At 33.1% G+C, this 12,355-nt stretch carries 13 protein-coding genes; 10 read left to right on the plus strand and 3 right to left on the minus strand.

Going from position 1 to position 12,355, the window contains the following annotated elements:
- Positions 1–30: 30 nt before the first annotated feature.
- Together PQ963_07910 and PQ963_07915 are read right to left on the minus strand one after the other, a co-directional pair.
- Positions 31–432: a HEPN domain-containing protein gene (locus PQ963_07910; GenBank protein ID MEN4029585.1), complete on the minus strand. Its 402-nt coding sequence runs from the start codon at positions 430–432 to the stop codon at positions 31–33.
- Complete coding sequence (locus PQ963_07915; protein MEN4029586.1) at positions 398–748, minus strand: nucleotidyltransferase domain-containing protein; 351 nt, start codon at positions 746–748, stop codon at positions 398–400. Before PQ963_07915 ends, PQ963_07910 begins: the two co-directional genes overlap by 35 nt.
- A gap of 466 nt (positions 749–1,214) precedes the next feature.
- On the opposite strand from PQ963_07915, the gene PQ963_07920 reads away from it, so the two are divergent.
- The 6 genes from PQ963_07920 to PQ963_07945 all read left to right on the plus strand — a co-directional run bounded on the left by PQ963_07920 (position 1,215) and on the right by PQ963_07945 (position 4,053).
- Positions 1,215–1,340, plus strand: coding sequence for a hypothetical protein (locus PQ963_07920; GenBank protein MEN4029587.1), 126 nt, complete (start codon positions 1,215–1,217; stop codon positions 1,338–1,340).
- 95 nt (positions 1,341–1,435) lie between these two features.
- On the plus strand, positions 1,436–2,032 hold the full coding sequence (locus tag PQ963_07925) for a hypothetical protein (protein MEN4029588.1): 597 nt from the start codon (positions 1,436–1,438) through the stop codon (positions 2,030–2,032).
- Between the two features lie 40 nt (positions 2,033–2,072).
- On the plus strand, positions 2,073–2,435 hold the full coding sequence (locus PQ963_07930; GenBank protein ID MEN4029589.1) for a hypothetical protein: 363 nt from the start codon (positions 2,073–2,075) through the stop codon (positions 2,433–2,435).
- Positions 2,432–3,130, plus strand: a complete 699-nt coding sequence (locus tag PQ963_07935) for a hypothetical protein (GenBank protein ID MEN4029590.1) — start codon at positions 2,432–2,434, stop codon at positions 3,128–3,130. The genes PQ963_07930 and PQ963_07935 overlap by 4 nt, the downstream gene beginning before the upstream one ends.
- A 72-nt stretch (positions 3,131–3,202) precedes the next feature.
- Positions 3,203–3,355 carry a hypothetical protein gene (locus PQ963_07940; protein MEN4029591.1) on the plus strand — a complete coding sequence of 51 codons (153 nt, stop codon included), beginning with the start codon at positions 3,203–3,205 and terminating at the stop codon, positions 3,353–3,355.
- A 284-nt stretch (positions 3,356–3,639) separates the two neighbouring features.
- Positions 3,640–4,053 (plus strand): FxLYD domain-containing protein, encoded by a 414-nt coding sequence (locus PQ963_07945; GenBank protein ID MEN4029592.1) that lies wholly within the window; start codon positions 3,640–3,642, stop codon positions 4,051–4,053.
- Between the two features lie 7 nt (positions 4,054–4,060).
- Here PQ963_07945 and PQ963_07950 read toward each other — a convergent pair whose 3' ends face one another.
- A complete protein-coding gene (locus tag PQ963_07950; GenBank protein ID MEN4029593.1) occupies positions 4,061–5,905 on the minus strand; it encodes an ABC transporter ATP-binding protein in 1,845 nt (614 codons plus the stop codon).
- Between the two features lie 688 nt (positions 5,906–6,593).
- Here PQ963_07950 and PQ963_07955 point away from each other — a divergent pair.
- The 4 genes from PQ963_07955 to PQ963_07970 all read left to right on the plus strand — a co-directional run bounded on the left by PQ963_07955 (position 6,594) and on the right by PQ963_07970 (position 12,212).
- Entirely contained in the window at positions 6,594–10,415 is a 3,822-nt protein-coding gene (locus tag PQ963_07955; protein MEN4029594.1) for an Ig-like domain-containing protein, read from the plus strand.
- 698 nt (positions 10,416–11,113) lie between these two features.
- Positions 11,114–11,602: a hypothetical protein gene (locus PQ963_07960; GenBank protein MEN4029595.1), complete on the plus strand. Its 489-nt coding sequence runs from the start codon at positions 11,114–11,116 to the stop codon at positions 11,600–11,602.
- Between the two features lie 26 nt (positions 11,603–11,628).
- The gene (locus tag PQ963_07965) at positions 11,629–12,033 is read left to right on the plus strand and encodes a hypothetical protein (protein MEN4029596.1); all 405 of its coding nucleotides are present in this window, start codon (positions 11,629–11,631) and stop codon (positions 12,031–12,033) included.
- Between the two features lie 68 nt (positions 12,034–12,101).
- The gene (locus tag PQ963_07970) at positions 12,102–12,212 is read left to right on the plus strand and encodes a lasso RiPP family leader peptide-containing protein (GenBank protein MEN4029597.1); all 111 of its coding nucleotides are present in this window, start codon (positions 12,102–12,104) and stop codon (positions 12,210–12,212) included.
- Positions 12,213–12,355 lie beyond the last annotated feature (143 nt).

The raw sequence follows: 12,355 nt of genomic DNA on the forward strand, positions 1-12,355 counted from the left end.
TATTTTAAACTGCTTTTAAACTTAGTTACTTCAGTCCTTTTTACCTTTTAAATCATTTATATCGATAATTGCCATATTTATTCTATTTAAAAATTTTGCTGCGTCTTCAAGTAATAATTCTGATTCATCTCGTGAAGGAACATAAAATACGTCATAGTCTGCTTTTTCACGCTTTGTTTCGGCTTTTGCCAAACTTTTGGCATAAAAATCCTCAATCAATCCTTCAGCAGCAAAATTTAATCCAAATTGTGATACAAGACCTGCATGTGTTCTGGGATACACATTTTTTAAAGCCAAAAGTGCCTTAGCTGCGTGATACATAGAATAGTAAGACTCACTGATAGAATCAGCGAGCATATTATTATCAAATAGTATATGGGCTGATTTTAACTTCTCTTCAGCCCTCTCCAGATGCTTTTCCCATTCTTTCATATAAAATAACACCATCATTCAATACATTGTTGATAAAAGAATAACCTTCTTTAGCTTGCTTTTTAAAGCGAGATTTTTTCATATCTTTTGCTGATATAAGTTTACCATATTTAAGTAAAAGTGGAAATGATACTTCTACCAGTTCATCAAGGTCAACATCTCCCACCACCAAAATATCAATATCAGATTCTTCTCGGGCTTCTCCTCTGGCAACAGATCCAAATAAAATTATGGTTTCCACCCTGTCCTTATATCTGCGGAGGATTTCTTTTACAAATTCATACACTTCCTCCGGATATTTTTCAGGAGTTTTCATGTTGTTATTATATATGATGCTGTTTTAATAAAACTTTTTATGTAGATGATAGGGATATCTCCGATAATTTTTCCCTATTCCCTCATTCACAAATAGCATATAATTCCTTTTTAATATAGCCTTTGCTCGTAGCAATTGCGTTTTCGGCTCTACGTTCATCTCGATAACCTCTACATCCATAACAAGGTCACTGGATAAAAGACTTCAAAATACAGAATTTGATGTGGAATTACTGTAATGATATTATCAAATATATCATAAAACTTCATAAATTAGACCATGTTCACTATTTATAGTAGAATCCACACACAATAAAATAATATTACAGGGGCATGATTTATGCACAGCTTAAAAATTAAACCCTCAAATGCGTAGCATTTGGGGCATGTAAAAACTTCCGGTTTTTACGGCCACAAAAACTTCGTTTTTGTGAGCACCAAAAATCTTTCGAATGAAAGATTTTTGAGTGAAAGATGGAAAAAAAGTTACCATCATCACTAAAAAGACTGAAATTGAGCCTGAACTCCGCCCTGAATTTATAGAGAAGATTAAAAGGCGAGAAAAGCAAAAACCTGTTAAATATGACTTTTAAATACTATTTTTTATCTTTTCGGATGTGTCTTGTTAAAAGAATAACATTTTAAGGTAAAAAATATATAAATTAATAACTAATTACTGGGTGATATAATGGGAAACGTAATTTCAGAAACTTATGACCGAGAATATTCATTATTAGAATCTATAAAATACTCTAATGTCAGAAGACCTGAAATAGAATCATCTAGTTTAATCTCTACTTTTGATAAATTATTTTTTGATATATTGAAACCTCAATTAACTGATGATGATAAAAAAGAGCTTTTCAACCAAATTGAAGAATTTTGCATTGATAATATTAGATTAGAGTACAAAAGAACTACTCATTTAGACCCTATGGAATTTTTTGTCTGGCATTTAAGCATTTTTATGGTTATTCAATCTTTCATTAAGATAGTAGAATCTAAATACAATTTAGAACATGAAAAAGAAATAAAAGATATATTCAGTAAACTCTTAAGAGAAGACTTTTATAAATTCATAGAATTGAACTCTAAAGATGTTGATGTTGGCAATGTAGAAACTAAATTAAGAGGAATGATCAAAGATTTTAGAAAATTTAATGTTCTTATAACACCTCCTAAATTTATTGAAATGAAGCTACCCGAAAATGAAAATATTGGAATTAATAGCTTTATTTTAGGAAAATACAAATTACAATCAAAATATGTTAAAGAAAAGAGCTAATCAAGACAAAAAATTAATGAAGCTCATTCTGGTGATTTAATTGACAACATTTTTTATTAAAAATTGGAATTTGGAATTTTATGAACCCATTGAAAACCAGTCGAAAGAAATAACTTTAGAAACAGGAATAGACAACTTTGAAGTTCTAAAAGATGAAAAAATGACTGAATTTGACAAATATATCGTAAATATCAAGAAAAAAACAGTCTTATTTGATTTAGAAGTTAGTTATGTATTTAAATATGAGAAAGATGGCGATGAAAATCTTACAGAAAACCAGAAAGAACAACAGATGAGAAGTTTGGCTACTGTAGATGGAAATTCATTACTTTCTATCTTTCTGAAATATAATAATATTCCTCCATTTCCACTACTAATAGACATTGAAGGTTCTGAAAGATGAATCAACTAAGGATAACAAAAAAGACAAAAGTTGATTATGAAAAAGAAGGATTGGAAATCCTAAATAACGTTAAATCTTCTTTAAATATAGAAGAACAAGTTATTTTCTTCTTCTTTTTTGCTAAAAATAGTAGTGAGCTTTTTCATTCTGATAAAGTAGATATTAATAAATTACTTTCCATGAATAGGACAGTTATAAGAGAAATTATAGATTTAAATAAGAATGTTGATTTTGAACTTGCTGATAGGAAGATACTTGAAATATGGAATAATTATGTTAAAGGAAATACCGGAAAAAGTGCTAATTATTTTGGTATAATTGCATTACATTTAGTTAAACTGTTTCTCCAGAATAGTTCAACGTATAATGATATAGAAAGAGAAGCAAAGATATTTCTTAGAAATAAACCAATACATAACGATTATATTGATATTGTTGGTAAGTCCCTTCCAATATGCGACTTATATGAGTCTAAACATGCAATTTATCCACAAAGAGATAAAATACCTGTTCAAATGGATAAATTAAGAGTTATATCCAAAGAATTAATTAATAATAACTTTAAAAGTAAATCTTTTTTGGCTACAATTGAATTCATTAAAAAAGAAAATATAAAATTTCATGATCCTAATCTTTCAACGGATGAAATTATTAATGGCGAAGATATATTTAGTATTCCAATAAAAACTCCGTAAGGGATTAAGTTCTGGATTAGGTTCGTTATAAAAAATGTTTCAGATCTGATAATTATTAATGAGGAATGATTTATGCATAATTCAATGAATGTAAAGAAAGATAGAAAGAAAAAACGTCCCATCATCACTAAAAGAAAGACCGAAATTGAGCCTGAACTCCGCCCTGAATTTATAGAGAAGATTAAAAGGCGAGAAAAGCAAAAACCTGTTAAATATGATTTTTAAATACTATTTTTTTATCTTTTCGGGTGTTTCCTGTTGTATGAAGTAGTTATTAATCCATAATAGCCCCTAACTCATTTTGAATTAAAAATAATATTTTATCAGTTGTTTGCACTTGCTCTTGCACAGCAAAGAAGCAATTCATCTTCTGCACGCAATTTGAAATCTTTCCCATTTACCAGTTAAATATTTCATTGTGACCTCCAGAACACTGCAACAATCTATTTATTAAACTATTCATTATTATAAATAAAGCTAATCACAGTTAAGGCATAAAGGATGATAAAATGGATAGAAAAATATTAATTCCACCTATAATTTTATTTTCAATTTTATTTATAGTTGCAATATCAGGCTGCACAATAAAAGCAACTGCTAACAGTACTTTTGGGGAAAAACCCCCTGCTACAACGGGCGATCTTTACATAGCAAATTCAACTGGGAACCATTTTGACAGAAACAATACCACTTATTATTATGTATGGGGCTACGTTGGAAATAAAGCGCTTAAAGATGCTTCTAATGTTGAAATCACTGCTGATGTTTTTGATGAAAATGATACTTTAATTGCAACCAACAATAGCGCATCATTAAAACCTGAAACAATACCTACAGAAGGTCAATCTCGCTTTTATCTGCGCTTTGAGGATCCTGAACGGAAAATAGTAAGATATGAATTGAAAGTAGTTATCCAAAGTTAATTTCTCATTAATGCATCTTTTGAGCATCGAAAATTGCCTTAAATTTCCCATTCTCCAGTGAAATAAGCTCATTCCACTTTCCAGACTCAATTAAACGACCATTTTCAATTAAGTAAATAATATCAGCACTACGAATAGTCGATAACCTGTGCGCAATCATCAAAATCGTCATATCGCCGTGAAGTTTCTCTATTGAGTCCAGTATTTTTTTCTCATTTTTTGAATCCAGATTGCTGGTGGCTTCATCCAGTATCAAAAGGGATGGTTTGCGTAGCAATGCTCTGGCAAGAGCTAAACGCTGCTTTTCTCCACCTGATAAAAGGACTCCACGGTCTCCAATCAATGTATCAAGCCCCCCTGGTAGTTTTAAAACAAATTCATGGGCCGATGCTAATTTCAGCGCATTTAAAATTTCTTCATCACTGGCTTTAGGGTCTGCAAAAAGTAAATTGTTCCTCACAGTATCATTAAACAGAAACGTGTCCTGGGCAACGTATCCTATCTGCTTTCGCCAGCTTGGAGCGTTTTCAGGTCTTAATGAACCATCAATCAATATCTGTCCTTTATCAGGTTTCATTAGTCCCATAACCAAATCACAAACTGTACTTTTACCTGCACCAGATAAACCAACAATTGCAGTTGTTTTACCGGTCCCAATATCTAAATTAAGTCCTTCAATACCAAAGGACCCTTTTTCTTTATTATAATAAAAAGAAACATTCTTAAATTTAATTTCCTCCGAAAATTGAATATTTTCTAAGTCATTCTGATTTTCAGTTGCTTTTTTGCATTCTTCTTCTAAATTCATTACAGATGCAAAGGCAGGTAGCATGTTTATGAAATACTGATAGCTTCTTTGAATAATTGAAAAACGAGGAATCATCCTTACAAATAAAAATAAAAGAATTAAAAGCTCTGCTGTAGAAATCCTGATAAAGCTGATTAAAATAAATACAATTAAACTTAAAATGGCTACAGACCCTATGTCAAAAAGTAATTTCACATCAGCATAATTTTTTATTGCGTTCATGTAACTTCCTGATACTTCATCAGCCACATCAGAAAATTCATGAACATTCTTCTCTTCCATATTGAAACTTTTAACTGTTTTCATTCCATCAAGGTGCTGAATCGCTGCTGAATACATATTCTTAGTAACGGAAGTTATTTTTTCACCACTTGAACCGGCAGATTGGGTTCTATTTTTAAGTAAAAGCAATAATATAATTCCTACAAGAAAAACAAGTCCTGTTATTAGCCCTGATAATTTAAGTGCAAATATAATATAAACTGTTAAAACCAGCAAACTGGCAACAAGAGTCAAAAACTGTCCTGTTCCGGTGCTGATTCTTTCAATCTCATTGGTTAATGCGTGGGCAAAATCAGAAGATCTGCTCCTTGTAAAGAAAATCCAGTTTGAGCCAGTGATTCTTTTAAAAAGGCGCTTTCTTAATTTAGCTGCAAACTCGTACTGGATTTTAGAAGTCTCGGTGGTCTGAAGTTTATAGATAAAGGCATTTAAACTGATTATAAACACATAGATCAGTAAAACTACCGCCAAAGTGGGTGTTATCCCGATTGAATTAAAAATTGATGCCACAAAGTCAGCTATTTGACCAAGTGATCCCTGCTGAACATCCAGTCCAACAAGCTGAAGTAAAGGAACAAGTAATAAAAGACTTATTCCTTCAGTTAAACTTGTAAAAACCATTAAAGCCAGCGCTAATGTCACATTTTTAGATTTAAAACTTTTGAGGGTTGTTATGTATTTCCATAACCTGTTATCAATGATATTGAAGTTCATTAAAATCCTTTTTGAACCATTTCTATAAATTCCCTTGAACTTAATCATGAATTCATTTATTTTTATGGTTTTTACGAGTTTCCATATAATATTTAAGACTCCTCTTCAAGTTAGTGCAATTTTTAAAGCAATGTTAAAATAAGGATAGGTAATGTTAAATTATTTGTTAAAATTAATTCATAACCCTGAATAAATATGTAGTACATGGGCATGGGTCTTACAAAATTACTTTTGTTCCAGCTTTCACACAGGAGATTCTTTTTGTTCCACTTTTCACAAAAATTAAATTCTTAAGTGCAAATTTTCACAACCAGAAAATCTTAATGTGTCCTTTTTCACAATTCATTTTTATCTCTATCCTATCATAAAATGAAGGATAAAAAAGAAATTATTTAGCCTATTTTAAGTAAATATGGCCATATTTTATCCAATATTTTAAATTAATTTAAATGCATTTAATTTAAGAATTTTAATTATTTATCCTCATTTTGAAAAGCCTTTAAAGCTCATTAAATCGAAATTTGTATCCCATAATCAGTGCTGCCATCACAGAAACATTTATATGGTATTTTCACATATTATACACTAAATCATATATATAATCGTGAATTTTATCACAGCAAATTACCTATTTTTAATAGTTTTTCACATTACCTCGATTATATGCATAAATAAAGATTTTAGTAATAATTAAGAATTATTCTTAAAAAAATTAGGTCTATGAGGTGAAAAAAGAATGCAAAGAAGTATGCTTATGATTTTAATATCATTTATCTTTGCAATTGTATTATGTGGAGCTTCAGCGGCTGCTGTTAATGATACTGCAAATGAAACGCAGGATTCAATCGGCTGCACTGCAGATCCTATAATAAACGGGACAGTCACGATAAATGAATATGGTCACATAAGACCTTTACAGGGTGCCACAGTCACTGTTAACACAACAGCGTCCAGCAGCAGAATACTGGGCACTGCCACAACCGATGAAAATGGATATTATTCAATAGGTTTTTACAGTACAGATACCACTTTCCGGGTGACATCCAGTTACATTGGATGTGACAACATAACCCGGACAGTAAACGTTAGCCCCGGATCTGATTACCCCACGGATCCTAACTACTACGGCACTGCAAACATCGAAATGACCCCTAAAACCGCTACATTAACCGGAACTGGAAACGGTAGGAACGTGTACATTCAGGGACAGAATAAAACAGGTTTTGCAGGAGTGATAAATGTTAGAGTTGATGGTAATACTTATCAGGCCTACTGTATTGATCTTTTCACTCCGATTAACATAGGGGATGTTTTACTGGTTAACGGGCCGTTACCAGGAACAGCAGGAGATCTACCAGGTGGAGTGGATTGGGGAAAGGTAACATACATTATAAATAATTACAACCCTTCCAGCAGCAATAATGAAGCCGCAGCTATACAGTGCGCAATCTGGTACTTCACATCACTACATTATGGACCTTACGGCGGACCTAATCCTATACCTGGATACTACCAGTTCATGACAGCCCCTAACGATGGAAGGAGAGACGGGCCCTCTGGTTCAACAGTTGTTCGAGACAGGGCATGGGAAATTATAAATGCTGCAATTTCCATGCAGTACCCTTACAGCATCACTTTAACCCCTGAAACTGTAAAAATACCAAACGGTGGGCAGGTTAACTTAACAGCTACTGTCCAGGACCAGAATGGTAATCCTTTACAGGGAATTACAGTTCAATTCCGAAAAGATAAAGGAACACTAAGTCAGAATTCAGGAATAACCGATGCAAACGGTCAGGTTTCAGTTAGGTTATCTAACATTCCAAATGGCAGTACTGCAGTGGTCACCGCCTATGTAACTGGAAATTACGGTAACCTTTTATACGACGACCAGTATTCCACCCCAAGAAAACAGAACCTTGCAGCAAGGAACCTCCTACCATTAATACTTTCAAGCATCTCCATAATCAATACTGATGCAACAGCTAACGTGGAATTAACACAAACAGCAAACTCGCCGGTAAATGTTGGAGATATTATAAATTATATCGTCACTGCCACAAACCATGGGCCGAGCACAGCTACAGGTATAATGATAGAAGACATCATCCCTGCAGGTTTAAGTAATGTAACTGTAACACCTTCATTGGGAACGTATTATAACGGTGTTTGGGTTATTCCAAGTCTTGCAAACAGTGCAGCAGCCACTTTAACTATAAGCGGAGCTGCTACATCTGCAATAGCCGGAACAGACATAACTAACACTGCAACAAGGATAGCACAGGACCAGTACAACAGTTTAAGCAACACCACTTCAGCCACAGCACATGTTAAAAAAGCTGATGTTGCAATAACTCAAACCGTTAATGGAGCAAGCAGTGCTACTGTTAATGTTGGTGACACTGTAACTTATCTTGTAACTGCAAATAATAATGGGCCAGACGCAGCTAATGGATTAAAAATTACAGATTTAATGCCTGAGGGTTTATCAAATGTTGTTTATTCAGCCAGCGCTGGATTATATGACTTAAGTAGTGGATTGTGGAATATTGGAACTTTAATAAATGGAGCCAGCGCAACTTTAAACATTACTGGAACTGTTACTTCAGCATGGGCCGGATTAAATATCACTAATTATACAAACAGGACTGCACAAACTGAATATAACTCACTACCTGCCGTTGCTGCAGCCGATGTCTACACTAAAAAAGCAGATTTAGTAATTACAAACACTGTAAATAGCAGCAACTTAAATGTAGGTCAAACTGGAACTTTCACAGTTACAGTAACCAATAATGGGCCCAATGCTGCTACAAACATTAAAATTAATGACCTGCTTCCATGTGGATTCACAGCAGGAACACCAACAGCTGGAAGCTACAACGGAAGTGTTTGGGCAATTGATAGCCTTGCAAGTGGAAGTTCAGCTACAATAACCTTCACAGCTACATTAACACCTGCAATGGCTGGAATGAACATAACAAATAACGGAAATGCAACATGGGATGAATATCCCCAAGCTGTGAATATTTCTGATGCCACAATTCATGTAAAAGAAGCAAATGTAGTAATTACCAATACTGCAAATTCAAGCAGTTTAAATGTTGGTGATACAGCAGTATTTACAGTAACTGTGACCAACAATGGTGAAGATCCAGCAACAAATATCAGAATCAACGCACCGCTACCAGCAGGTTTCACTGTAGACACTCACGGAGTTGGTAGTTACAATGGAGGCATCTGGACTATTGATAGTCTTGCAAAAGGTTCCACAGCAACTTTAACCTTTACTGGAGTGCTGCAGAATTCAACTGCAGGAACAAATATAATAAATCATGTGACTGAGACACATGATGAGTATCCGTTTACAGTGAATGTTTCTGATGCTTCAATTTATGTGAAAAAAGCGGATGTTGCTTTAAGCCAGGTTGGAAATTATTCAGGAAATAAGGTAACTTTTGTGGTTACTGCTACAAATAATGGACCTGATACAGCTACAAACATAAATATAAGAAATTTGATCCCAACAGGACTAACTGGTTGGATTGTAACTCCTTCAGTTGGAACATATGATTCTGTTACTGGAATCTGGAACATAGGAAGTCTTTTAAATGGAACATTTGCGACTTTGAATATTACAGGAAATGCAACACCTCAAAGTACTATTAATAACACTGCAACTAAACTAAATCAGACTGAATATGACCCAAATAATCCAGATAGTACTATTATGGGTGTTTATGTTCCTGCGGTAGATATTAGGGTTAGGAATACACCATGGCAATATTATTACACTACAAATACCTATGAAGACACATATTATATTTCTAACACTCCAGTAATGGTTGTTAGTATTAGAAATAACGGTCCGGACGATGCCACAAATGTTATAATCGAATTTAGTTTGGGTAGTTCATTTGTATTTGTAGATTTTAATACCCGAGGTTTGGGAACAGCCCAATATAACAGTAACAACAACACAGTAACATGGTTTGCAGGTTTTTTACCTAACGGAACCTCAGCATCAATGATAGTAAGCTTCAATGTGATTTCATCAGGTAATAAAACAATAAATCAAACAACAACTGCTAGATTAGCATATGTAGATCAAATTGACACTAATAGTGGAAATAATGTTTCAAATTATGCATTCAATATTCCGAAAGGCGTCGACATTCAGCTTAACCAAAATTACGAAACATTTACCCAAAATAGTAAAAACTATGTAATTTACACTATAACACTTCAAAATAACGGACCAGACAATGCTACAGGACTCAATATAACTGATAAGTTACCTACAGGATTAAAATACGAAAATTGTACACTTTCAGTTGATGGAGGAAACACTTGGACAACAACAAGCACATATAACTCCACTTCAGGAGTTTGGAGTATAGGAAACTTTAATTATGGAGAACCAGCAAAAATACTAAAAATTACAGCAGAAATAACAGCAACATCAGGAACAATCAGGAATTACGCCTCAATAACCAGTATATCTGAATTTGACTACAAAAACTACAACAACGCACAAACTACATACATAATTACTTAAATTCTTTTTTTAAGACTTTATTTATTAGGGACTGTAAAGTTAACGGGTGTTGGAATGTTTATAATATTTCATATTTGTTAATTATTGTTCTTTCAGTAAACAAAGATATATTAAATCAAAAATATTTCAATAAATCTGCTCAACTCCCAATAAATTTACAACCCTATTTTTTAGAGGTTGTAAAGTTAATGGGTGCTGCGACAAATTTGGAAATTCTATGAATCATAGATTTTTCTTGTCTCATAAATCTTAAATTTTGATTTAAAGCCGTTAAAGATAAATATAAGGTGAGAGTAGATATATTGATATGACAAACAATATAATACCTACTCTCAGTTCATGTATTGATTCCATACAACTTAATCTTTTCGATTTTGGTGTGGGAAAACCAAAATTTGAACAAGTCTTAACCAACAGATTTCAAAGTATAGATGCGCCTCGGAATGTGAATCAGGCCTTGAATTTGCTTGCTGATAATCATTTTGAGTATGTTAAGTCAGCATGCCCAAATTGTGAGTCAAGAAATGTGACTAAGCAGGGATGGCAGGAAATAAACCCGATTTTAGGTGAATTCGGCCCTCAAAGGATTTATATGCAAAAATACAAGTGCAAAAGTTGTAGTAAAAAGTTCGTAACGCAATTGGATTCGGTTATAAAACCCCATCACAGGTATGCAAACGTTTTTGCAGATAAATTAAATGCATTCATTAAAACGGGATATCGTTCACTGTGTAAAGCTGCAGCGGACTTTCAAAAATCTTCGATTTTTGATTGCCCGAAAATTCAAGATTTTCGACGGCTTTCAGACGTTCTTCAGTATCCAACCATCCCATACCTCCATCAGAAACTGGCAGACTTGCGAGCTGGAAAATCGGATTGAGAACATAGATGTTGATTATTCCGGATATTACACCTATGATAAGCAGTGGATTAAACTTAACGGGCTATGGCATTACCGTTTAACTTTATACGATTACATATTAAATATTCCAGTAGCCGAAGAAATAGCACTCGATAAAGAATACGACACCATAAAAGAGTTCATAGTAACATCTACTGAGTATAAACGATTTTATTCATTAACCACTGATGGATTACAGGAATATAAAAGTATAACAGATAAATTGAGAGTTATTCATCAACAATGCATCTCTCACAACTATCGTTGTGAGTTTGCAAATCAATGATTTGCAATTTTCACCTGTTAAAAAATATGAAATACGAAATATATCCCATATTAAGGTCTAAAACTGTGTCTGATGAGGATAAAATGAGATTAAGATTTTATTTCAGGGAAATAAAGCACGTATTCGACACCAATGTGGAGGAAATATCAACGCAAAGACTTGAAAGACTTCTAGACAAATTCGAAGAAATTCCCAGAGTATTACAGAATTTCGTTAAAGATAGAATAGTTCCTGATTTCCAGAGACTCACACAATACACTCGAAACCCAAACGTGCCACGAACAACCAGTTGCAATGAAAACTACTACAGACAAACATTACCAGATGAATTAAAAAGAAAATACAGAACACCAAACGGAACAATCAATTATTTGCTAAAACAAATGGAAAACTGGACAGAAAAACACATAAAAAATACCAACTCCCAATAACTTTACAGACCCATTTTTTAAATATATTTATAAATAAAAAGGAATTAACTGATATTAAAGGTGAAAATATGGAAAAGAAAAAATATGAAAAACCAGAACTAAGCTTATATGGCAATATAGAAGAAATAACAAAAGGACCTGGTGGAACACAACCAGAAGGTTCAGGATTTCAATCATAGATCTTTCATAAATAATAAATTAATTTTATAGTATAAGACGTAATATTTTTAACTAATGAAGATCATAATTATTATTCATGAGTAGAACCCCTTCTTTAAAAGTTAAAAAATGGATTACCCGTGAAGAATTGAAAAAACTGATA

Origin of the sequence: Methanobacterium sp., from assembly GCA_039666455.1 — an archaeon.
In the GTDB taxonomy this organism is placed as follows: Archaea; Methanobacteriota; Methanobacteria; order Methanobacteriales; family Methanobacteriaceae; genus Methanobacterium_D.